The organism is Bradyrhizobium commune, from assembly GCF_015624505.1.
In the GTDB taxonomy this organism is placed as follows: Bacteria; Pseudomonadota; Alphaproteobacteria; order Rhizobiales; family Xanthobacteraceae; genus Bradyrhizobium; species Bradyrhizobium commune.
Map to the genome: position 1 here is coordinate 2,296,682 of NZ_CP061379.1, position 21,260 is coordinate 2,317,941.

At 63.4% G+C, this 21,260-nt stretch carries 22 protein-coding genes; 13 read left to right on the top strand and 9 right to left on the bottom strand.

The genetic code is table 11. From position 1 onward, the window contains the following. Positions 1 to 260 precede the first annotated feature (260 nt). The 3 genes from IC761_RS10780 (at position 261) to IC761_RS10790 (ending at position 4,392) form a co-directional block, all read left to right on the top strand. Positions 261 to 2,318: an alkaline phosphatase family protein gene (locus IC761_RS10780; protein WP_246791482.1), complete on the top strand. Its 2,058-nt coding sequence runs from the start codon at positions 261 to 263 to the stop codon at positions 2,316 to 2,318. Between the two features lie 224 nt (positions 2,319 to 2,542). Then, positions 2,543 to 3,964, top strand: coding sequence for a tetratricopeptide repeat-containing sulfotransferase family protein (locus tag IC761_RS10785; protein ID WP_195803221.1), 1,422 nt, complete (start codon positions 2,543 to 2,545; stop codon positions 3,962 to 3,964). Continuing rightward, the gene (locus IC761_RS10790; protein ID WP_195803222.1) at positions 3,961 to 4,392 is read left to right on the top strand and encodes a hypothetical protein; all 432 of its coding nucleotides are present in this window, start codon (positions 3,961 to 3,963) and stop codon (positions 4,390 to 4,392) included. Before IC761_RS10785 ends, IC761_RS10790 begins: the two co-directional genes overlap by 4 nt. Before the next feature lie 16 nt (positions 4,393 to 4,408). On the opposite strand, the gene IC761_RS10795 is transcribed toward IC761_RS10790, so the two are convergent. Then, complete coding sequence (locus IC761_RS10795; protein ID WP_195803223.1) at positions 4,409 to 5,728, bottom strand: dicarboxylate/amino acid:cation symporter; 1,320 nt, start codon at positions 5,726 to 5,728, stop codon at positions 4,409 to 4,411. A gap of 172 nt (positions 5,729 to 5,900) precedes the next feature. Between IC761_RS10795 and IC761_RS10800 the strand changes: the two genes are divergently transcribed. After that, the gene (locus IC761_RS10800) at positions 5,901 to 7,520 is read left to right on the top strand and encodes an amidase family protein (protein ID WP_195803224.1); all 1,620 of its coding nucleotides are present in this window, start codon (positions 5,901 to 5,903) and stop codon (positions 7,518 to 7,520) included. 22 nt (positions 7,521 to 7,542) lie between these two features. Here IC761_RS10800 and IC761_RS10805 read toward each other — a convergent pair whose 3' ends face one another. Beyond that, a complete protein-coding gene (locus tag IC761_RS10805) occupies positions 7,543 to 8,556 on the bottom strand; it encodes a formamidase (RefSeq protein WP_195803225.1) in 1,014 nt (337 codons plus the stop codon). A 241-nt stretch (positions 8,557 to 8,797) separates the two neighbouring features. Between IC761_RS10805 and IC761_RS10810 the strand changes: the two genes are divergently transcribed. The 3 genes from IC761_RS10810 to IC761_RS10820 are packed head-to-tail and all read left to right on the top strand — an operon-like array spanning position 8,798 to position 12,744. Next, entirely contained in the window at positions 8,798 to 9,460 is a 663-nt protein-coding gene (locus tag IC761_RS10810) for a TetR/AcrR family transcriptional regulator (protein WP_195803226.1), read from the top strand. 13 nt (positions 9,461 to 9,473) lie between these two features. Then, the gene (locus IC761_RS10815) at positions 9,474 to 11,339 is read left to right on the top strand and encodes an adenine deaminase (RefSeq protein ID WP_195803227.1); all 1,866 of its coding nucleotides are present in this window, start codon (positions 9,474 to 9,476) and stop codon (positions 11,337 to 11,339) included. 13 nt (positions 11,340 to 11,352) lie between these two features. Further along, complete coding sequence (locus IC761_RS10820) at positions 11,353 to 12,744, top strand: NCS2 family permease (protein WP_195803228.1); 1,392 nt, start codon at positions 11,353 to 11,355, stop codon at positions 12,742 to 12,744. Positions 12,745 to 12,752: 8 nt separating this feature from the next. Here IC761_RS10820 and IC761_RS10825 read toward each other — a convergent pair whose 3' ends face one another. Beyond that, positions 12,753 to 12,974 carry a hypothetical protein gene (locus IC761_RS10825; protein WP_195803229.1) on the bottom strand — a complete coding sequence of 74 codons (222 nt, stop codon included), beginning with the start codon at positions 12,972 to 12,974 and terminating at the stop codon, positions 12,753 to 12,755. 351 nt (positions 12,975 to 13,325) lie between these two features. On the opposite strand from IC761_RS10825, the gene IC761_RS10830 reads away from it, so the two are divergent. Then, entirely contained in the window at positions 13,326 to 13,508 is a 183-nt protein-coding gene (locus IC761_RS10830) for a hypothetical protein (RefSeq protein ID WP_195803230.1), read from the top strand. A gap of 19 nt (positions 13,509 to 13,527) precedes the next feature. Here IC761_RS10830 and IC761_RS10835 read toward each other — a convergent pair whose 3' ends face one another. The 3 genes from IC761_RS10835 to IC761_RS10845 all read right to left on the bottom strand — a co-directional run bounded on the left by IC761_RS10835 (position 13,528) and on the right by IC761_RS10845 (position 16,204). Continuing rightward, positions 13,528 to 14,904 (bottom strand): vWA domain-containing protein, encoded by a 1,377-nt coding sequence (locus IC761_RS10835; protein WP_195803231.1) that lies wholly within the window; start codon positions 14,902 to 14,904, stop codon positions 13,528 to 13,530. 5 nt (positions 14,905 to 14,909) lie between these two features. Beyond that, positions 14,910 to 15,857, bottom strand: coding sequence for an AAA family ATPase (locus IC761_RS10840; RefSeq protein ID WP_195803232.1), 948 nt, complete (start codon positions 15,855 to 15,857; stop codon positions 14,910 to 14,912). Positions 15,858 to 16,003: 146 nt separating this feature from the next. Beyond that, on the bottom strand, positions 16,004 to 16,204 hold the full coding sequence (locus tag IC761_RS10845; protein ID WP_057749711.1) for a hypothetical protein: 201 nt from the start codon (positions 16,202 to 16,204) through the stop codon (positions 16,004 to 16,006). A 227-nt stretch (positions 16,205 to 16,431) separates the two neighbouring features. Here IC761_RS10845 and IC761_RS10850 point away from each other — a divergent pair, with 227 nt between their 5' ends. After that, entirely contained in the window at positions 16,432 to 17,406 is a 975-nt protein-coding gene (locus IC761_RS10850; protein WP_195803233.1) for a quinone oxidoreductase family protein, read from the top strand. A 40-nt stretch (positions 17,407 to 17,446) separates the two neighbouring features. Here IC761_RS10850 and IC761_RS10855 read toward each other — a convergent pair whose 3' ends face one another. Then, entirely contained in the window at positions 17,447 to 17,722 is a 276-nt protein-coding gene (locus IC761_RS10855; RefSeq protein WP_195803234.1) for a hypothetical protein, read from the bottom strand. A gap of 107 nt (positions 17,723 to 17,829) precedes the next feature. After that, a complete protein-coding gene (locus tag IC761_RS10860; RefSeq protein WP_195803235.1) occupies positions 17,830 to 18,438 on the bottom strand; it encodes a S24 family peptidase in 609 nt (202 codons plus the stop codon). A gap of 166 nt (positions 18,439 to 18,604) precedes the next feature. On the opposite strand from IC761_RS10860, the gene IC761_RS10865 reads away from it, so the two are divergent. After that, the gene (locus IC761_RS10865) at positions 18,605 to 19,132 is read left to right on the top strand and encodes a GcrA family cell cycle regulator (RefSeq protein WP_195803236.1); all 528 of its coding nucleotides are present in this window, start codon (positions 18,605 to 18,607) and stop codon (positions 19,130 to 19,132) included. Between the two features lie 52 nt (positions 19,133 to 19,184). Then, on the top strand, positions 19,185 to 19,760 hold the full coding sequence (locus IC761_RS10870; protein WP_195803237.1) for a hypothetical protein: 576 nt from the start codon (positions 19,185 to 19,187) through the stop codon (positions 19,758 to 19,760). 46 nt (positions 19,761 to 19,806) lie between these two features. On the opposite strand, the gene IC761_RS10875 is transcribed toward IC761_RS10870, so the two are convergent. Continuing rightward, positions 19,807 to 20,037 (bottom strand): hypothetical protein, encoded by a 231-nt coding sequence (locus IC761_RS10875; RefSeq protein ID WP_195804900.1) that lies wholly within the window; start codon positions 20,035 to 20,037, stop codon positions 19,807 to 19,809. Positions 20,038 to 20,455: 418 nt separating this feature from the next. On the opposite strand from IC761_RS10875, the gene IC761_RS35825 reads away from it, so the two are divergent. Both IC761_RS35825 and IC761_RS10885 read left to right on the top strand, forming a co-directional pair. After that, positions 20,456 to 20,641, top strand: a complete 186-nt coding sequence (locus IC761_RS35825; RefSeq protein ID WP_195803238.1) for a hypothetical protein — start codon at positions 20,456 to 20,458, stop codon at positions 20,639 to 20,641. 143 nt (positions 20,642 to 20,784) lie between these two features. Next, positions 20,785 to 21,126, top strand: a complete 342-nt coding sequence (locus IC761_RS10885; RefSeq protein WP_195803239.1) for a phasin — start codon at positions 20,785 to 20,787, stop codon at positions 21,124 to 21,126. The last annotated feature ends 134 nt before the right edge of the window (positions 21,127 to 21,260 follow it).

The window sequence follows — 21,260 nt, forward strand, 5'->3', positions numbered from 1 at the left end:
AGCGCGAGCTTGCGGTTTCCCCGCTCTCGCTCGGGCACCGTCTTGCGGTGGAACCTCGGGTGAAATCACCGGCAAGCCATTGACAGCAATCCATAAGCGCCGCCGGTTGCGACAACATGTCCCTGCACGCTGTCACAATTGCATAATGCAACTGACATTCTCGCGCAGCACGTCTGACAAGTGCGACCCCTAGCCTGAAGTGCACTGAAACAATTTTCAGGCTTCAGAAACGAACAGAGGGGTGTGAAATGCTTTCGAGAATGACACGACGTCTACGCGATCGCACCGTGGTCACCGCCGCGATCCTGTCGCTGATGGGGTATGACGTTTATGCGGCGGACGCCAATTTGCTCGGGGGAAGCAACAGGAACGGCGATCGGACCGAGTCGCCGATCAAGCATGTGATCGTCATCCTCGGCGAAAACCGCACCTTCGACCACGTCTTCGCCACCTATGAGCCGGCGCGTCCGGGCGAGCGTGTCGACAACCTCCTCTCCAAGGGCATCATCACCAAGGATGGCTTGCCCGGACCGAACTACGCCAAGTCGGCGCAATTCTCCGCCGTGGTCAACAACACCTATTCAATCAGCCCCGGCCAGAAGGCTCCCTACAATACCACCACCAACAAGGTGCAGGCGCCGGGAACCTCCTACGCGCCGCAATCCTGCTACACCTCCGTCGATCAGGCCGCGCTCAATGGGCCCGGGTGCCTCGCTACGCTGCAAATCGCGGCGCAGGGGGATTACGGCCTCCGCCAGCAGGATCTGCCGCTGCTGACGACGGGTGCCACGGGACTGCCCGGCAATTCGCCGGACTCGCGCATCCTGGATTTCGACAGTCTGCCGAACGGAGCCTATCCGCTGGTGACCCTGGCGCAGGCCAGCGAAACCCCGACCAGTCTCTACAAGACCTATGGCGGCAGCCCGGTGCACCGGTTCTACCAGATGTGGCAGGAGCTCGACTGCGACGTCGCCAAGGCCACGCACCACAATCCGAGCGGCTGCCAGGCCGATCTCTTCACCTTCGTGGAATCGAGCGTTTCCTCGGGAAGCAACGGCAACCCGACGCCGCACGCCCTCAAGGAGGGTGCTATCGCGCTCGGCTTCTACAATGTCGCCAAGGGCGACGCGCCTTATCTGACCGAGCTTGCGCGCAAGTACACGCTCAACGACAATTTCCATCAGAGCGTGATGGGCGGCACTTTCGCCAATCACATGATGATCGGCTACGCCGATGCGCTCTATTATGCTGATGACAAGGGCGATCCCGCGAAGCCCGACCACGTGCTCGTTCCCGGCTCCAACCCACCGCAATACGTCAACGAGGTCGAGAACCCGAACCCGGCGCCTGGCACCAACAACTGGTACCTCAACGACGGTTATGGCGGTGGCAGCTATTCGAACTGCTCCGATCCGAACCAGCCGGGTGTCGGTCCGGTCGTCACCTACCTCAACGCCATCCACGTGTCGCCGCGCTGTGCGCCGAACGCCTATTATCTCCTGAACAACTACGTTCCGGCCTATATCGGCAGCGGCGCCACCGATCCTATCAACAACGGTCCGTTCACCCTGCCGCCTGTCATCAAGCAGCGGCATATCGGCGATGCGCTGACCCAGGCCGATGTCTCCTGGGCCTATTTCGGCGAGCGCTGGAACGATTTCAAGACCGCGCCAGGTGAAGGCACCAACTTCGGCGCGCTGGACCCGGTCGCCTATCTCTATTGCAACATCTGCAATCCGTTCCTGTTCTCCGCCTCGGTCATGACCCATGCGGCGCAGCGCAATGCGCACATGAAGGATACGCTCGATCTTTACGACGCCATCGCGGATGGCAAACTTCCGGCCGTGTCTTTTGTCAAGCCGAGCACTTTCAACGATGGCCATCCGTCGTCGTCCCGTGTGGATATCTTCGAGGCTTTCACCAAGAACATCGTTGACAAGGTGAAGTCCGACAAGGAGCTGTGGAAGTCGACGGCCATCGTCATCACCATGGACGAGGGTGGCGGTTACTACGACTCGGGCTATGTCCAGCCGGTCGACTTCTTCGGCGACGGCACGCGGATTCCGCTTCTGGTCGTGTCGAAATACTCGCGCGGCGGTCACATGTCGCACGAATATGGCGACCACGTCTCGATCACCAAGTTCATCGAGCGCAACTGGCATCTCAAGCCGCTCGGACCCAAGACGCGCGACACGTTGCCCAACCCCGTGGCCTCGGACGACAATCCTTACGTTCCCGTCAACCGGCCGGCGATTGGCGATCTCTTCGGCAATTTCAATTTCGCCGATCGTCGCGACGATGATCGTGATGATGACTGACCACGACCGGTGATCTTCGACCGATCGACCCGGAGGCCGACCGGCCACCGGGTCGATTTCATCACTCGTAGCATAGGGCAATTTGCGTGAATGTAGCGCGCTCGGGGAGCACCGCTTCGATTGATGCGGCGCGTGATGCGTTTGCCGGAGGCAATTTGGGAGCCGCCGAGCAAATCTGTGCAAGCATTCTTGAACAGAATCCTGCCGAGTGGCGCGCCTGGGCATTGCTGACGGAAGCCGCGCTGTTGCGCGGCCGGCAGGATGCCGCGACCGTCAGCGCCGCTCGCGCCGTCGCGCTCGCGCCTACGAACCCGGTTGCGCTGGTGTTACGCGCGAAGTGCCTGTTCATCGCTGGTGAGACACGCCAGGCCTGTGCGGCAACGGAGGTCGCGGCACAGCATCTCGGCGAAGCTCCCGATGCGCTCGATGCTGTCGGCGCGATGTTCGGTCTGCTCGGGCTACAGCAGCGAGCGATAGAGCTCTTTCGTCGCGCCATGCTCGGGCGGCCGGACGTGCCGCAATATCTCTTCAACCTGGCTGCTGCCGAGCGGATGATCGGCGCACTCGGAGACGCCGAAGCGCATTGCGACGCGGCCATTGCCTGCGACCGTCATTACGGCCTTGCGCACTATTTGCGGTCGGATCTGCGCATCCAGAGCCCCGATCGCAACCATATCGACGAGATGGAAGCGCTGATCGGTGAGGGAGGCTTGTCTGCCTCGAGCGAAATCATGCTGCGCTTTGCGCTCGGCAAGGAATGCGAAGACATCGAGCTCTGGGGGCGCGCCTTCGATCATGTCGAGGCTGGCTGCAATTTGCAGAGCCGATCGCTTCCGCGCGACCCCGCCGCCGAAATTGGCGAGATCGATGCCATCATCGAGGCGCACACGCGACGCTGGATCCAAGCCGCGCCACGCGGCTGTGTCGACGCCGCGCCTGTCTTCGTCACCGGACTGCCGCGCACCGGCACGACGCTGGTGGAGCGAATTATCGGGAGCCACTCCGCGATGCATTCCGTGGGCGAGACCGGCGCGTTCGCGGCCGAGATGCGCCGCGCCATGGCGGAGCGCGCGGGCGGCCGCGACCCTGAAGGCATCGGCAGACGCTATCTGGATTCGGCGGCAGCCCTGCGCGTGCCGGTCGACGCGCGTTTCATCGACAAGACACTCGAGAACTATCTCTATTGCGGCCTCATCCACGTGGCGCTGCCTGCCGCGAAGATCATCCTCGTGCAGCGGCATCCGATCGATTCGTGCTGGGCGATCTACAAGGCGCATTTCCGCGGCAAGTTCTCGTTCTCATATCGGCAGACCGAGCTCGCGGACTATTATCTGGCGTATCGCCGTCTGTCGCAGCACTGGCGCACCGTGCTGCCGCCGGATGTGCTGATGGAAATCAACTACGAGGACATTGTGCGGGACCAGGCGGCGGCAAGCCGGGATATCATCCGCTTTCTCGGGCTTCCCTGGGAAGACGGGGTGATGCGCTTTCATGAAAGCCCTGCGCCATCGGCAACTGCCAGCGCCGTTCAGGTGCGCCGCCCGGTCTACGCGTCCTCGGTCGGCAAATGGCGTCACCATGCCGATCGGCTAGGGCCGCTTCGCGAACGTTTGGCGCGCGAGATTCCGGAAGCAGAGCTCGCATGATGACATGTCGGCCATTCCTCCTCCTCGTGACCGCGTCTGCCGTCCTGCTGGCCTTCGGTCGAGCCGCGTCGGCCGAGGTGAAGATCGAAGGCAGGCCGGAGGCCGTGCATCTCGAAGTCCATGACGCTTCGCTCCATGATGTGCTGGCGGCGCTGCAGGAACGGTTCAACCTGCGTTATCGCACCATCGATGCGCTCGACACGCCGACGACGGGAGTCTTCGATGGACCATTGCGGCGCGTGGTGGCTCGGCTCCTCAGTGGCCATGATTATGCGATGCAAGTCACCGCTGACGGTGTCGACGTGCTGGTGCTGGCGCCGCAGCCATCCAGCGCCGCAATGGTCGCCACGGTGACGCCGGCCAATGCGGCCAGGCCGCCGCTAACGGCCGCGGAGCGCAGGCACTTTGAGCGCGGGCACCTGCGCTAGGACGACGATAGGCGAATTAGCCCGCGGTCACGTCCACCAGCTCGCCGCCTTCGAGCACCTTGGCCGCCTTGACGCGGTCGAGGTCGCCTTCCCAGGCGGCAACCACCACGGTCGCCACGCAGTTGCCGATCAGGTTGCCGAGCGCGCGGGCCATGCCGATGAACCAGTCGACCGAGAGCACCAGCACGAGGCCGATCGCGGGGATGCTCGGCACCGCGTTCAGCGTTGCCGCCAGGATCACGATCGCCGAGCCCGGCACGCCATGCGCGCCCTTCGAGGTGATCAGGGAGACGCCGAGGACCAGCAGGAGATCGCCGAAGGACAGCGGCGTGTTGGTCGCCTGCGCGATGAACACGACGGCGAGCGTGAGATAGATCGAGAAGGCGTCGAGGTTGAAGGAATAGCCGGTCGGAATGACGAGGCCGACCACGGAATCCTTCACGCCCATCCGCTCGAGCTTCTTCATGATCTGCGGCAACACGGCGTCGGAAGAGGCGGTTGCCAGCACGATGGTAAGCTCCTCGCGGAGGTAGGCGAGGAACTTGAGAATGTTGATTCCGGCAAGCGCCATCACGCTGCCGAGCACGCCGAGCACGAAGATGCCGACCGAGACGTAGAACAGCAACACCAGCGAGACGAGCTGCTTCAGCGAGCCGACCCCATATTTGCCGACGGTGTAGGCGACCGCACCGAGCACGCCAAGCGGGGCGACGCGGACGATCAGTCCCATGACGCGGAACAGCACGGTGGAGGCCGCGTCGATGATCGAGGTGACGAGTTGGCCCTTCTCGCCGCCGACCAGCGCGAGGCCGACGCCGAACAGCACGGCGAAGAACAGCACCTGGAGCACGTCGTTGCGCGACAGCGCGTCGAACGATGTGGTCGGAATCACGTTGAGCAGGAAGGCGCCGATGCCCGCGCCCTGCAGCTTGTGGGCGTTGTCGGCATAGGTATTGAGCGCCTTGGCATCAAGCGTCGAGGGATCGATGTTCATGCCGTGGCCAGGGCCGAAGATGTAGGCCAGGATGAGCCCGACCACGAGCGCCACCGTCGTCATCGTCTCGAAATAGAGCAGCGCCTTTGCGCCGACCCGGCCGACCTTCTTGAGGTCGCCGGCCCCGGCGATGCCGTGCACGACGACGCAGAACACGATCGGCGCCACGATCATCGAGATCAATTTCAGGAAGGCGTCGCTGAGGATCTTGAGGCTGATAGCGAAGTCCGGGGCGACCATGCCGAGGATGATGCCAAGGATCAGGGCCGCAAGGACCTGAACGAACAGCGAGGTGTAGAGCGGCTTGCGCTCGACGGCCGGAGCCGCGGCAATGGTCGACATGGAAACTCCCCCTTTTGACGACGTCCAGATGACACAAGGAGCAACTACCGTGCCAGAATGTCGCGGTTTTCCCCGGAAACGTGTCGGGCGCGTCCTCGCGGACCCGGGATTGTCCGTGTCACGGCGGCGAAGGTATGCGCATGATGCCGGGCGAGAATCCCTGAGGTATGCCATGAGGAAGCCAACCCGCCGCGATGCAGGCGCGGCCGCCGGCAGTGTGACGCGGACCAAGCTGAAGCTCGAGCACGCACCGATGAGCGATATCATCGATGCTTTGGCCAGCGGTCGGGTGACTGCGACGGCGCTGGCCGAGGGTTATCTCGCCCGCATCGCGGCCTACGACCGCGATGGGCCCATGCTGAACTCCGTCCGCGCGTTCAATCCCGACGCGATCAAGATCGCGGCCAAGCTCGACGGCACCAAGCCGTCGGCCAGGCGGCCGCTGGCCGGTGTGCCCATTCTGGTGAAGGACAATATCGCGACCTCTGACAAACAGCCGACCACGGCGGGCTCGCTGGCGCTGGAGGGCGCGCGTGCCAGGGACGACGCCACCGTCGTCAAGCTGCTGCGTGACGCCGGCGCGGTGATCCTGGGCAAGGCGAACCTGACGGAGTTCGCCAACATTCTCGCGATCGACATGCCCTCGGGCTACTCGTCGCTGGGCGGTCAGGTGAAGAACCCCTTCGTGCCGGCGCTGATGGACGATCGCGGCATCCCGGTCGTGCAACCCGGGGGATCGAGCTCGGGTTCGGCGGTCGCGGTCGCGGCCGGCCTGTGCGCGGCCTCGATCGGCACCGAGACCTCGGGCTCGCTGCTGTACCCCGCAAGCCAGAACGGCCTCGTCACCGTCAAGCCGACAGTCGGACTGATCAGCCGTACCGGCATCCTGCCGATCTCGCACAGCCAGGACACGGCAGGGCCGATGACGCGTACCGTGCGCGACGCGGCGATGTTGCTGAATGTGTTGGCCGCCGCGGACCCGCTCGATCCGGTAACGAAGCGGCAGCGGCGGCCGGCCGACTACACCGCCGACCTCGCGCAGGATGCGATGAAGGGCGCGCGCATCGGTGTGCCGAGCGACCCCGCCGACCCGCTCAACGATCGCTACTACGGCAAGCTGCCGCCCAAATGGACCAAGGTGATGGCTGACGTGGTCAAGGTGCTGGAGGACCTGGGCGCGGTCATCGTGCGCGCCAACATGCCGACGGCTGGCTGGACCGGCGGGCCGGGCACGAGCATGTCCGTGCTCAACCGCAATCCGCTGAGTCCCCACAAGGGCAATGTGGCGACGCCGCCGATCGTCTTCCTCTACGAGCTGAAGCACGGTCTCAACCTGTATTTGAAGGATTGGGCGACCAACACGGGGATCAAGACTATGGCCGACATCATCGCCTTCAACGATGCGCACGCCGAGAAGGCGCTGCGTTTTGGTCAGGACCTGTTTCTCGCCGCCGATATCAGCAGGGGCGATTTGAGTGAGCGTGAGTACAAGTCGGCGCGTGCCATGGACCTGCTCTCCGCCAAGACACGCGGCATGGACGCCTACATGAACCAGCACAGGCTCGACGCGGTGCTGTTCCCCGGCAGCGGAGGCTGCGTGATCGCCGCGAAGGCAGGCTATCCCAGCGTCATGGTGCCGGCTGGCTTCGTGTCAGGCGTCGACGGCAAGGACACGCCCGACTATCCGCTCGGCGTCACCTTCGCAGGCCGCGCCTGGAGCGAGCACAAGCTGCTGCGTCTGGCCTACGCCTATGAGCAGGCTACCCACATCTTCAAGCCGCCTGAGCTCTAGACAGAGCCAAGGCCTGCGGCCGTCACTCCGCCGCCTTCGCGGTCTTTCCGAACATCCGCGCCGGTGCCGGGAAGCCGCAGGAGGAGCCGTCGGTGACCTTGACCTGGTCTTCCCACGGCAGGCGGAAAGTGCCGGCGACCATGTCCTGCATGAAGGTGTAGGGGCAGTCCATCGCGCCGCCCTTCACCGCGACATAGCCGCGGTGCCAGAGCTGGTAAATGTTGTTCTCGACGCCCCAATTGATGCGGGCTTCGCGCACGAGGTCGGGCCGCACTTCGGCGGTGATGATCTCGTCGGCGCGGCCGGTGGTGCCGTGCGCCAGCACGCTGCCGTCGAAATTGACGATCATGCCTTCGCCCATGGAATCGAACGAGCCGTCGGAGCCGCACATGCAGACGTTCGCCGTGACCATCAGGTTCTGGAACGAGTTGGCCTGGTTGGTGAAGCGCCAGGCGTCGCGGATCGGCGCGGTGTAGCCGGCGGTGCGGATCATGATCTCCGCGCCCTTGTAGGCGCATTCCCGCGCCATCTCCGGGAACATGCCGTCATGGCAGATGATCAGTGCGATCTTCGCGCCATTCGGCCCGTCGATCACGGGAATGCCGATATCGCCCGGCTCCCACGGTTCGACCGGAATCCAGGGATGGAGTTTTCGGTAATAGAGCTTGATCTCGCCGTGGTCGTCGATGATCAGGCCGGAATTGTAGGGATTGCCGTGCGGGTTGAACTCCATGATGGAGAAGCAGCCCCAGATCCTGTTGTCGATGCAGGCCTTCTTGAACGCCGCGACCTCGGGCCCGTCGAGCCGGCACATGATCTCGGGATTGGTGTCCATCGAGAGGCCGTGCAGCGAATATTCGGGAAACACCACCAGATCCATGGTGGAGAGATTGCGGCGGGCCTTGCCGACCATCCAGACGATGCGCTCGGTCTGCTTCGCAAGATCGGCCCGGGTCACGACGTTCGGCAGCTGCAGCTGCACCAGCCCGATGACCACGCCGTTGGGAGATTTGTTCAACCCGCCAAGCCCGTTCATGATCAGCTCCCTTGTCGGCTTTGTTGCCGTCCGCGCGACGTCTTCGCGCGCGATCGGTTCTTGGCAGAGCAAATCCGATTTTGACGGCGTGCAAAAGTCCATTTTTCAGGCGGCAGGCGAAAGTCGTGCCCGTGTGGGGTCGACTGACCTCCCGGAGTGTATGCCGACGCCCATGATTGCGGCGCGGCGTGCCGCAAGTCTCGGCTTGACCCTCCAATCCGCCCGATGTCAGACTTATGACATGAGTACAGAAAAGCGACATATCGCCAGCCTTCGCGACGAATATGCCGAGATGACACGGCAGCGCATTGTCGCGGCTTTTGTCGAGACGCTGGAGGACGAGGCGGCCGATGACGTCTCGATGGCTGCGGTGGCGAAGCGGGCGAAGGTGGCCGAGCGCACTGTCTACCGTCACTTCAACACCCGCGCGGAGCTGTTCGCTGCTGCCGGTGAATGGATCGAGCACAACGTCTTCAGCTACATTCCCTTCACCTCGCCCGACGAGCTGCCGGATATATTCCGCAAGCTGTGCAGGCGGTTCGACCATCACCCGCATCTGGCCCGCGCCATTGCGATGACGCGAGCGGGCCGCCGGGTGCGCGCCGGCTTCCGGCGTCACCTGATCGACCAGCACCGCAAGGCGATGGCGCCGCTGGTGCAGCATCTCCCTGCGAAGGAAGTCCGCCAGGCGGAGGCGCTCGCGTCTTATCTCAACAACGTGCTGGCCTGGAATGCGATGCGCGAGGATTTTGGCATGTCGAGCGCCGAGATCGCCGATGCGATCGAGTGGGCGCTCACGACGCTCCTGAAGGACGTCCGTCAGCGCGATGCCGCCGCGGCGCGGAGCGGCAAGACCGGTAAATCGCCGCGAAAGCGATCCACGGCTGCGAAAGAGCAGGCGTAGAGCGAGGCAGGCCATGAACGCGATACCCGAAGATCTCTTGATCAACGCGCCCGACGAGGTCCGCATTCGCCAGGACCTGGTGCTGACGGCGCTCGGTCGCCGCCCGGCCGATCGCGCTTTACGGGTCGGCAGGTTGCTGGATGTGCATAGCCGCACCTGGAGCGAAGATCAGGAGATTGTCTTTAAGGGCCGGCGCATCGCCTGGGTCGGGCCTGCCGGCAGTTATCCCGGCGAAGTCCGCGAGCGCGCGCATCGGCCGGATCTTGCGGCCGTGCCCGGCTTCGGCGAGGTGCACAAGCACATCGAAAGTTCGCATCTCACGCCGGAATGGGAGGCCGCGCTGGTGCTGCCGCATGGCAATACCTGGACCTGCGAGGCAAGCCACGAGTTCTCCAATGTCAACGGCGCCCGCAATCTCGAATTCTGGTTCGAGGCACGCCGCCGCGGCTCGCCGCTCAAGATCTTTCCGCAACCCGGCTCGGCCGTGCCACCGACGGCTTACGAATGGGGTGGCGGATGGTATGGCCACGACGAGCAGGCGCGCTTCATGGGCGAGAGCCTGATGGTGACCGGGCTCGACGAAGTCATGGACTGGCCGGCGGTGTGGAATCCCGACAATCCCTCCTACAAGCGGCTCTGGGGCATGATCGAGGCGACGTTCGCGGCGCGCGGCGTCGTCGAAGGCCACGCCTCTGGCTTGCGGGATCTGCCCTCCATCAACGCCTTTGCCGCGGCGGGGCTCGCCTCCGATCACGAAATGCAGACTCCGGAGGAAACCTGGGACAAGCTCACCCGCGGCTTGTTCGTCGAGCTGCGCGTCTATGCCATGGACGAGATCGTCAAATGGCTGCTCGCCAAGGGCCTGCAGGATTGGTCGCAGATCGCATTCACGACCGACGACCGTAGCGCCAGCCACACGATCGAGCTTGGTGCCAGCGACCACAACGCGCGAATCGCCATCGAAGCCGGTCTTGTGCCTGAAATCGCAATTCAATGTCTCACCATCAATCCGGCGCGGCACATGCGCCTTACGCCGTTCGTCGGCAGCCTGGCTCCAGGGCGTTTCGGCGACGTCGTGCTGCTGTCGGATGTTGCCAAACTCACCGTCGCCGAAGTGTGGGCCGATGGCATGCAGGTCTCCGAAGGCAAGCGCTATCTCGGCAAGGTGCCTGAAATCCAATGGCCGGCCTGGGCAACGAAGACAGTCAACATCAAGCGTACGATCAAGCCTCAGGATTTCGAGCTGCGGGCCGAGACTGGCCGCACTTCGATGAAGGCGGCCGTGATCCGTCCCTTCCATTGGCATCCCGAATTCTACACGCTCGAACTGCCGGTGCGTGATGGTGCCGTACAGCGCGACGAGAGCGAGGCCATCACCAAGTTTGCCATCGTCGACCGCTTTTCCGGCGACGGGCGCGTCGCAAAGATGTTCTGGCGCGGCTGCGGACCGCGAACGCCGGAGACGGCCGTTGCCTGTTCGGTGGCGCACGACAAGCACAATATCTGGGTGGTCGGCTCGTCCGACGCGGCGATGGCGAAGGCGGTGAACGCGCTGATCGAGCTTCAGGGCGGATGGGCTCTGGTGCGCGAGGGTGAGCTCGTTGCCACCGTGCGCTTCGAGGTCGGAGGGCTGATGAGCTGCCGCTCGGCGCAAGCGCTCGATGCCGAGATGCAGGCGCTCTATGCAGAAGGCCGCAAGGTCGACTGGATGTACGAGCCGACGTTCCGGCCGCGCTGGTATCCGGGATTCCCCGAGCGGCTGATGTTCGCGACGCTGACTTGCGCGCCCTGGAGCTGGGTGCTGGTGGCGCCTTGCGAGCAGGCGCCGCTCGGATTCATCAACGTGCAGACGGGCGAGGCGCACCCGGTGGTCTGGTAGGGGGAGGACTGGGATGAACGAGATGACACCACCGCAGGAAGCTTCCGCAGAGCTGCCGTCAAAGCCCGCCGCAAGCGCGCTTGATCGATTCTTTGGCGTCAGCGAGCGCGGCACCAGCCTCGGACGCGAGGTCATGGCCGGAGCGACTACGTTCGCGGCGATGGCCTATATCATCGCTGTGAACCCGGCGATCATGTCCAACGCCGGGATGGACCGCGCCGACCTCGTCAGCGCCACGGCACTCGCCGCGATCCTCGGCTCGGTCATGATGGGCCTTTGGGCCAATCTGCCACTCGCCGTTGCGCCGGCGATGGGATCGAACGTCATCTTCACCTACGTCATCGTCAAGCAGATGGGCATGCCCTGGCAGGGCGCGCTCGCGATGGTCGCCTTCACCGGCGTGTTGTTTTTGATTCTCAGCCTGTCGAAGCTGCGCGAAAAAGTCGCAAAGGACGTTCCGGAAGCGCTGAAGATCGGTATCCAGGCCGCCGTCGGCACCCTCATCGTCTTCATTGCGCTGCGTGGTGCCGGCTTCGTGGTCCAGAATCCGTCGACCTACATCGCGATGGGATCGCTGCGCAATCCGCCGGTGCTGCTGACGCTGTTCGGTCTCCTGCTCACGCCGGTATTGGTAGCGCGCCGAGTGCCGGCAGCGCTCATCCTGTCGATCGCAGTGCTCACCCTGATTGGCTTCTTCGTTCCGGGTGCCAACGGCAAGATGGTCACGTCGGTGCCGTCGGCCATCATGGCGTGGCCGCGCTGGCCGACCAGCACCTTCATGGCGCTCGACATCGGCTATCTCTTCAGCCATTTCGTCGTGGCGCTGCCATTGCTGTTCTATTTCCTGTGCGCCGAATTCTTCTCGACGCTGGGTACGCTGATCGGAGTCACGGGGGCGGCCAATCTGCGCAAGCCCGACGGTTCGATCCCGAATGCCACCGCGGCGTTTGCCACCGATGCGACTGCCTCCATCGTCGGCCCGCTGCTCGGCACCTCCGTTGTCACGGCCTACATCGAATCCATCACCGGCGTGCAGGCGGGTGGGCGAACCGGCCTGACCTCGTTGACCGTTGCGGCATTCTTCTTTCTCGCGCTGTTCTTCTGGCCGATCTTCGTCATCATCCCGCCGCAAGCAACCGCGCCGGCGCTCGTGCTCGTCGGCGTCTTGATGATGCAGGGGCTCGCCCGCATCGACATGACCGATCTCGTCAACGCGGTGCCGATCGTGCTGACCTTATTGGTCACCGTGCTGACCAATAACCTCATCAACGGAATGGCGCTGGGGACGCTGAGCTACTTAGCGCTCGAAGCGGCGATGGGCCGTCGGGCGCAGATTCCGGCGATGGTGTGGGGCTTGGGCGTGGTGTTCATCGCCTACGCGTTCGTGATCGCGCAGATATTCTGATTTCCGCGCTACGCCGCCAGATCGAGCAGCCGGCACGAGCCGCGCACCAGAACCTGGCGGCCGGTCGGAGTCATCGCAGGCACGCCGTCGTTGACGACGACGAGGCCAAGCTTCACGAGGCCGTCGAGGAGATAAGCCTTCGAAAGGCGACCGTTCGACACCGGGTTGCGAAGCGAGCGCAGCGCTTCCCATTGGTCCGGTGAAAGATCGAAGTCGACGTCGTTGCTCATGTTGCCTCAAGTGACAGTACGGTTGGTGCGCCCCTGTTAGCGGCGCCGCATGAAGACCATGCGACGACAATGAGTCGGAATTCGGTGAGGTGTTGAGAACCTCTATTCGCAAATTGCCGCACGTCATTGCGTCACAACAGTTAAGATCGCCGAGATGAGAATATCGTCTCGATTTCGGATCACTAATTGATGATCTGCCCTTGAATGTGCGGTGAGGGCTACCGCAGTGCACGGGAAGGACCGCTGTCCCATTCTGCGTCGCGATATGCACAGAAATCTTGAGGCGAGCGTTTCAGGAGTCTGTTAGGCTGATTCGCGGGGAATGGCTTCACACGACAGGAGTGTGAGTGCATGAAGAGGCTGGCGGAAATACGCAGTCAGGAATTCCTTTGCCGCGAGCGCGCCGCGCTCGATTCGGAGCGCCGGCTTTTCTGGCTCGCGCGAGCGGAAGAGTGGGAGCAGCGTGCTCTCGACGAGATCGCGTATCATTTCCGGGAATGCAATCTCGACTTGACCGAGCTGGCTGCTGCCTGACGTCAGAGGCGGGCACTGCTTACTGGTAAGTTGCCACGATATCGGACACAGCGCGCTCGAGCTGGTGCGCTGTGGCGCATTGGCGCACGACGCTGCAAAAGGTCGCGTAGCGCGGCATCTCGGAATCGCCAAAGCCCCAGGCGAGCCGTCCTTCGGGATTGAGCCAGACCAGCCGCTTCGAACGCTCGGAGATGCGCCGCAGGATGTCGGCGCGCGGGTCGAGATTGTTGCTGCGGGCGTCGCCGAGCACGATCACCGTGGTCTGCGGTGTCAGCGTGCTCATGAACTCCTTCTCGAAATCGACCAGCGACGAGCCATAGTCGGATGAGCCGAAGCCGACCTTGGACATGATCTCGGCCATCGCCGCTTCCGGCGAATTCTCCTCCAGGATCTCGCTGACCTCGATCAGATGCGACGAGAATGCGAAGGAACGGACGTCGTCGACCACCTCGTGCAGGGAGTGGATGAGGAGCAGGAAGAAGTCGGAGACCTGCGCGACTGAGCCCGAGACGTCGCACAGCGCCACGATTTTGGGCCGGTCACGGTGCTTGCGCTTCCACGCCGTGAGGAAGGGCACACCGCCCCAGGCGGCGTTGCGGCGGAGGGTGCGGCGAACGTCGAGATGGCCCCGGCGCTGGCGCTTGCGCGGCTTCGAATAGCGCTCGCGCAGGCGCCGTGCAATCTGGCGGATGAGGGCGCGCATCTCGGCGACCTGGCGCCGCTCGATCCGCGCGAGCGGCGCGTTACGCAGGATCTCGTTGCGGAGGTTTTCGGCCTCCTCGCGGGCATAGAGTGCAAGTCCTTGGGAGACCGTGTCGCGGACCGCTTCGCGCAGGGCATCGAGCGCGGCGCGGAGGCGCTCGGCGAGTGCCGGGCTGGTCACGGTCAGTTCATCGAGCTCGTCGCGCAGGCGCTGAAGGCCCATGGCGTCGAGGATGCGGCTCGAGAAGATGCCGCGCTGGGTGGAATATCGGATGTCGGACAACGAGGCGGCGCCGGCGGCGTTGGCGATTGCGGCGGCGATCGCGTTGCGATCCTGCGACAGCAGCATCTGAGCGAGCGGGCCCAATGCTTCGGCAGGCTGACCTTCGCCCGCTTCGCTGGCCGAGCCGGATGAGGGCGATTGATCAGAGTCCTGCGAGGCGTCGTCGTTGTCGGGCTCAGGCGGATCTTCCCGCAGTTCAGGCTGACTGAAGAACAGGTCAAAACTGTCGCCGAGCGCGAGCTTCTCGTCCTGCGACTTGGCAAGCGTCAGGAGGAGCGCGTCGCGCAGGATCGCCCGGTCGGAAAATCCGACCTGCTTGACCGCGCGCATCGCATCGATGCTTTCGGCGGGCGAGACGTGGACTCCGGCTCCCCGCGCCGCCCGAAAGAAACGATGGAGGTTTTCGCGCATCGGCGTCAACCGAAGACGTTGGACCGGGCCGCTTTGGCAATGAAGGTCGTCACTTGCGGCGACGCGGCCTCGATGTCGGCTTCGTATTTCAGGAGCACGTTGAGCGTGTCCTTGACGATGTCGGTGTCGAGCTCGGAGGCCTGGAGCAGCACCAGCACGCGCGCCCAGTCGATGGTCTCGCTGACCGAAGGCAGTTTCTTCAGGTCGAGCGAACGGATCTCGTGGATGAAGCCGACCATCTGCCGGCGCAGCGTCTGCGAGATGCCGGGCACGCGGCTCTCGACGATGCGTTCCTCCAGCCGCTGCTCGGGGAAGCCGATATGCAGATGCAGGCAGCGCCGCTTCAAGGCGTCGCCGAGATCGCGCTCGCTGTTCGAGGTGAGGATCACCGTGGGCGGCGTGATTGCGGAGACCGTGCCGAGCTCGGGGATCGTCACCTGGAAATCGGACAGGATTTCCAACAGCAGCGATTCGAATTCGGCGTCCGATTTGTCGATCTCGTCGATCAGCAGCACGCAGCCGCCCGGCTGCTCCAGCGCCTGGAGCAGGGGGCGCGGCTCGACGAACTCCTTGGAGAAGAACACGTCGCCGAAATCATGCAGCTGGTCGAGCGCGGCATGCAGCGTCTGTGCGCCGCCGAGGACTTCGCCAAGCTTGTCCTTGAGGATTTGGGTGTAGAGCAGCTGCTTGGCGTATTTCCACTCGTAGAGCGCCTTGGCCTCGTCGAGGCCTTCGTAGCATTGCAGGCGGATCATCTTCATGCCGCGCCATGCGGCGATCGCCTTGGCAAGCTCGGTCTTGCCGACGCCCGCGGGGCCCTCGACCAGGATCGGTTTCTCGATCTGTTGCGACAAATAGACGGCGGTCGCGATCTGCCGGCTCGCGATATAGCCCTGCGCGGCGAGGCCGCTCTCCACTGCCTCGATCGAGGTCGAGGCCTTCTGTTCAGCCACGAAACGGCTCTCCCAAAGGTCTTGGTTGAGGCTTGTTCTGCCTGCGTTCCAGGCAAAGAACAAGTCTCGTTTGGGACGGCCTGACCCGCGCTCACGATCGCTTTTTCCGTTCAGCGCAAATACTTAAGGGATGGCCGATCGTGCGGTCAGTGCCGCAGCAGCTCCGGCTTGCGGATGGTCTGCCTGACCTCGGCGCCGCAATCGGCGCATTCATAGACGAAGTCGATCTTGGCAAGGCTCCAATGCGGCTCGACCTCGCGCACATACATTGGCAGGAACCCCATGCAGGTCGGGCAAATTACAGGCGCGATTTCGATATCCTGATGATGCTGGACGTATGCAGGCATCTCGGCTTTCCTTCGCAGGCGACCACCAAACCCCGCGCAAAAGCTACTGCCGGACGGCCTCAGGGCCGTCATCAACTCTTTCGAACAGAGGCGGAACAGCGGAGCTTTGTCGTTCGCTGTGACATTCTTGTTACGTCTTTTATACTGTAACGGGCGGACCAAATGCCTATTTCACGGGCCGATCCGCTGCCTGCGGACCTTCATTCCAACGATAAGGGAGCAACCCCATGACGCACGCCATTCGCTTTCACAAGACCGGCGGTCCGGAAGTCCTTGTGTGGGAGGAGGTCAGTGTCGGCAAGCCCGGAGCTGGCGAAGCGCGCATCCGCCATACCGCGGTCGGTCTGAACTTTGTCGACATCTACAACCGCTCCGGTCTTTATCCCGCGCAATTGCCGAGCGGGCTTGGCAGTGAGGCGGCCGGTGTCGTCGAGGAGGTCGGCTCAGGCGTCACCGATCTGAAGCCCGGCGATCGCGTCGCCTACGGCGCCTCGCCGCTCGGCGCTTATTCCGAGGCGCGGCTGATCCCCGCCGACCGGTTGTTGAAGCTGCCTGACGGCGTCGACGACAAGACTGCGGCGGCAATGATGCTGAAGGGGCTGACCACGCAATATCTGATCCGGCAGACCTATCGCGTGAAGGCCGGCGACACCATTCTGCTGCACGCCGCGGCCGGCGGCGTGGGCCTGATCCTCAGCCAGTGGGCAAAACATCTCGGCGCGACCGTGATCGGCACGGTCAGCAGCGACGAGAAGGCGAAGCTTGCCAAGGCGCATGGCTGCGACCATGTCATCATCTATACGCGCGAGGATTTCGTGAAGCGCGTCGACGAGATCACCGGCGGCAGGAAGGTGCCGGTGGTCTACGACTCCGTCGGCAAGGATACGTTCCTGAAGTCGCTCGACTGCCTCGCGCCGCTCGGCGTCGCTGCGCTGTTTGGTGCATCCTCCGGCGCTGTCGAGCCGCTTAATCTCGGCCTGCTCGCGCAGAAGGGCTCGCTCTACGTGACCCGTCCGACGCTGTTCACCTACGCCGCCAAGCGCGAAAGCCTGGTCGCGATGGCGGGCGAGCTGTTCGACGTCGTGAAATCCGGCGCGGTCAAGATCGAGGTGCGCCAGACCTATCCACTGAAGGACGCCGCCAAGGCGCATGCCGATCTCGCCGCGCGCAAGACCACGGGATCGACCGTGCTTACGGTGTGATCTCGCCGCCGGACGGTGGCGCGGGCCGCTCAAGCCCGCGTCACGTCCGCTCGTGCTTGCGCAGGTCGCGGGCGTGATCGAGGCGGATGGCCTGGAGATCGACGTCTTCCGGGGGGATTTGGGGCAGGGCAGCTTCCGTCAGGATCGCTTCGGTGACGTCTTCGACCGAACGCTCCACGATCTCGTGGATGAAGGAGATGTTCCGGTATTCACCCGAGGCGACGCGGGAGACGACCTCGCGCCTGGTGATCTCGGGGTCGACGACCGCCTCGCGGCCGCGCCGTCCATAGTCGATCATCACGACGAAATACTGCATGAAACGATCCTGCCGCGCTCCGGTTTCCGGGAGCGCAGCAGAGTATTTCCGAAAAACGGAATTAAGTCAAGCAAAATTTCCAAAAATCGGAAATCTGCGCCGGGCGCCTATTTGCTCTTCTTGCGGGGACGCGCTGACTTGGCGCGCAGCCGCTCGAGCTGGCCTTTGGGCATGGACAGGCAGATCTCGCCGACCCAGTCGAGCTTGACGCCGACGATCGGCTTGGCGTTGAAGCTGGTGAGGTTGACGACGGAGGGCGATTTGCCCCGCTCGATGGTCTTCAAATAGCGCTCGCCGGTCTTGAGCCGGACCGCGGCCTCTTCGCCGTAGAAGCTCGACAGCGGATGGCGCTGGTCCTTGTAGACCACGATCACGTCGCCGCTTTCGTACTTCGGCAGCATCGAATCGCCGACGATCTCGAAGGCGACGGTCTCTTCCATGATCGGGAAGGGCAGCGCGATGTCGCCGAGCCCCTCCGGGGGGACCTGCTCGTAATCCGGCTCGATCACCGCGCCGGCGCCGACCCGGCCCATGATCGGCGCGAGGTTGAGCTCAAGATATTCCATGATCGGAATGATTTCCGACGCTTTCACAAGACGTTCGCCGCCGAGGATCTCCGACACCGCGCCCGGGCGCACGCCCATCGCCGCAGCGAGGCCGCCTTTGCTCTTGCCCGTCTTTTCCAGGCCCCGCTCGATCATTGCAACGTCCAGCATGTGATTCCCTCGATTAGCCATCGCCTAGGCTCTTGTAATCCGAAATTCGGAATTGATGCAATTATGAATATCAGAAATATTGCTTGACTTCTTTTTCGGAATAACGGAATGTGCATGTCGCCTTCCCGATCGTTCGATCGGCGGAGGCGCATCACAGGACAGCAGCATGGAACCGGGCCAGTGGTCGTCGGAACAATCCGACGCGCTTCGCGACTATTTTCTCAAAGGGATGTCTTATGCGGAGATCGGGAGACAGATTAACGCAAGGTTTGGAACGGCTTACACGCGCAACGCAGTGGCCGGCCGTGCCAAACGGCTCGGACTTGCCGCACCTGTGCGAATGACCAGTCCGTCGATCGTGCCGTCACTGCCTGGCGAACCCGGTCTGCTCTCGGCTCGCCGCCCGGCGCTCCTGAACCTGCCGCCGCCATCGGCGATGAAGCCGGCCAAGCAGGTCAAATTGCGTTGCGTTGGTATTCAGCCACGACTGATCGCGCTGCTTGAACTCGAGCGGGGCGACTGCCGCTATCCCTATGGCGGCGACAAGGAGGGCGAGGAGATCAGCTTTTGCGGTCACCCGCGCCAACCTGGCTCGGGCTATTGCGCGCCGCATGCCCGCCTGACCCGTAGATCCGGAGCCGCTTCCGGCCGGATCGCCGGTCCCGTCGCACTGAGACTGGTCTCCGCCGCTTGACCGGCACAGCCCAGCCATTCCTTCCAACGACAGCTTTCGCGAGGAGTTTTCAGTGGGACGTGTCAGACGCAACAGGTCGTACAAATTGGCCAAGCTTCACGACCGGCGGTCGCGTGAGCTGCCGTTCAATGCCGCGGTGGCGGAGGTCGAGGTCGACAATCCGCTGGCGCTCGATCCGGACGAGAAGATCCTGGCCATGCGCTCGGTCCGCAACGATCCGCTCGGCCGGCTGCATTCGCATCACCAGATCGACGAGGCGCAATATCGTGGCGGTCGGGCCTACCAGAACGACTGGGAGAGGGCCGAGCGGGGCCCGCAGGCGGTGGATACGACACGCGAATATGTCGATGGCGCCGGCACGCGCGAGCCCGTCACCGAGGGCCAGCGCCAGGCTGTGCTGCGGTTGAACCGGGTCGAACGCGAGCTCGGCACCGACGGCGCTGCGCTGGTGTATGACGTGCTGGTGCTGGGGCTCACGATGGATCAGATCGGGCAGCGGCGTGCCGTCCGCACCCAGCGCTGGAATGACTATTTCGCGCGGCGCTTTCGCGAATGCCTCGACCGGCTGGCGCTGATCTACGGCTTTGCGACGGAAGCAGGGGGGCAACGCGCGGAGCTACGCCGATGATCGTGGCACGCCTGCGGCTTCGGCCGCAGGCGTGCCGGTTGGCCGCTCAGGGATGCGGCATGACCTGGTAGGGCGTGGTGCAGGGCTCGACGCGGAGCGAGGCATTGGCCAGAAGCCCGATCTTCGCGGTCGGCGCCTGCTGCAACCCATGGCGCCCGTGATCTGCGTGGCCGCTTCGCAACCGCTTGGTCGCACGATTCTTGAACGGCGGTTCATGTGCCGCGGTGGCGAGATCGACGTCCATTTCGTGGACGATGCAACCGCCGAAATCGGACACAACGATTACGTGTATACGTTAAGCAGGCGCCAGCTGCGTTTGCCGATTTCCGCTCACGCTGGAAACAAGCGGAAACGCTGTACCGATTGACAGCGATCAGGACTGCATGCGTGAGTGATGCCGCTTCTTGACGCAGGTGGGTGACGGCGGTGCATATTCCTGTTATCCGGAATTGCCGTGGCGCGATGCCGACGAAGCATCGCTAGGTCATACGGTTTGGCTTGCCCAAAGGGTTGTTCCTTGTCATAATTGCAACCTCTCGGGTCGGGCCGAGTCCGTTCAGATGTACTGCTCAGCGTGCCAACCCGCTGGGGTGCCCGTCCGAGAGTTCGTCGTCGCCATGCTATTCGGTGACGGTGTCCGGTTCTCGGGGGACCCTGACTTCCGACACGAAGGCCGATCCCGTCATAGGTGCGAGATGAAAAACCTCAATTTCGCGGCTGAATTGCATCTCAAGCTCGGCGCGCCCGCGAACAGTACTGTCGAAAGTCTCCGCCTGCTGCGCGCCTTTCTCAAGCTCGAGCCTCGGCAACGCTTCGAGGTCATCAAGCTGGTCGAAGACCTCGTCACCGACGAAACCCTCCCCGAACATCCCTTGTCTTGAGCGGGGCCTCGCGCCCGCATTACACTTTGTCCATCTTTCCAGCCGGCGACGGGTGCCAGGTGGTAGCCCTTAGCGGAGCTTGGCCGCTGGAAGGCGATGCGACAAATGTGATAATCAGTAAGAAAAAGGGGAGGAGAGCGACCATGATCGAACCGAAGCTCGAAGTTCCGGCCGAATTGCGCGACCTGGCCGAGAAGACGATCGACCAGGCGGAGAAGGCGTTCGGCATGTTTTTCGATGCCGCCACCAAATCCATGTCGTCGGTCCCGGGACCGGGGGCGGATGTCTCCAAACAGGCGCTCGCCTTCACCGAGCAGAACATCAAGGCGGCGTTCGAGCACGCGCGCAAGCTCGTTCACGCAACCGATGTTCAAGAAGCGATGCGGATCCAGTCGGAATTCCTCCGCAGCCAGTTCACCAACGCGGGGGATCACATGCGCCAGATGACGGGCAACTTCATGCAGCCCGGCAAGGGCAAGTCCTGACTACAAGTCCTGACTACAAGTCCTGACTACAAGCCCTGACCACAAGTCCCGATTATACAAGGCGCCGCTGCCTGCTCACAAATTGATCTTGCCTTGCGGCGAGATGCGCACTTCAATTTTGGTGCAGGTCCATG

Bases quoted from the DNA above. Each gene is read 5' to 3' on its own strand.
- IC761_RS10780 (WP_246791482.1), top strand. From the start codon at position 261: ATGACACGACGTCTACGCGATCGCACCGTGGTCACCGCCGCGATCCTG.
- IC761_RS10790 (WP_195803222.1), top strand. From the start codon at position 3,961: ATGATGACATGTCGGCCATTCCTCCTCCTCGTGACCGCGTCTGCCGTC.
- IC761_RS10795 (WP_195803223.1), bottom strand. From the start codon at position 5,728: ATGTCGACCATTGCCGCGGCTCCGGCCGTCGAGCGCAAGCCGCTCTAC.
- IC761_RS10800 (WP_195803224.1), top strand. From the start codon at position 5,901: ATGAGGAAGCCAACCCGCCGCGATGCAGGCGCGGCCGCCGGCAGTGTG.
- IC761_RS10805 (WP_195803225.1), bottom strand. From the start codon at position 8,556: ATGAACGGGCTTGGCGGGTTGAACAAATCTCCCAACGGCGTGGTCATC.
- IC761_RS10810 (WP_195803226.1), top strand. From the start codon at position 8,798: ATGAGTACAGAAAAGCGACATATCGCCAGCCTTCGCGACGAATATGCC.
- IC761_RS10815 (WP_195803227.1), top strand. From the start codon at position 9,474: ATGAACGCGATACCCGAAGATCTCTTGATCAACGCGCCCGACGAGGTC.
- IC761_RS10820 (WP_195803228.1), top strand. From the start codon at position 11,353: ATGAACGAGATGACACCACCGCAGGAAGCTTCCGCAGAGCTGCCGTCA.
- IC761_RS10825 (WP_195803229.1), bottom strand. From the start codon at position 12,974: ATGAGCAACGACGTCGACTTCGATCTTTCACCGGACCAATGGGAAGCG.
- IC761_RS10830 (WP_195803230.1), top strand. From the start codon at position 13,326: ATGAAGAGGCTGGCGGAAATACGCAGTCAGGAATTCCTTTGCCGCGAG.
- IC761_RS10835 (WP_195803231.1), bottom strand. From the start codon at position 14,904: ATGCGCGAAAACCTCCATCGTTTCTTTCGGGCGGCGCGGGGAGCCGGA.
- IC761_RS10845 (WP_057749711.1), bottom strand. From the start codon at position 16,204: ATGCCTGCATACGTCCAGCATCATCAGGATATCGAAATCGCGCCTGTA.
- IC761_RS10850 (WP_195803233.1), top strand. From the start codon at position 16,432: ATGACGCACGCCATTCGCTTTCACAAGACCGGCGGTCCGGAAGTCCTT.
- IC761_RS10855 (WP_195803234.1), bottom strand. From the start codon at position 17,722: ATGCAGTATTTCGTCGTGATGATCGACTATGGACGGCGCGGCCGCGAG.
- IC761_RS10860 (WP_195803235.1), bottom strand. From the start codon at position 18,438: ATGCTGGACGTTGCAATGATCGAGCGGGGCCTGGAAAAGACGGGCAAG.
- IC761_RS10865 (WP_195803236.1), top strand. From the start codon at position 18,605: ATGGAACCGGGCCAGTGGTCGTCGGAACAATCCGACGCGCTTCGCGAC.
- IC761_RS35825 (WP_195803238.1), top strand. From the start codon at position 20,456: ATGAAAAACCTCAATTTCGCGGCTGAATTGCATCTCAAGCTCGGCGCG.
- IC761_RS10885 (WP_195803239.1), top strand. From the start codon at position 20,785: ATGATCGAACCGAAGCTCGAAGTTCCGGCCGAATTGCGCGACCTGGCC.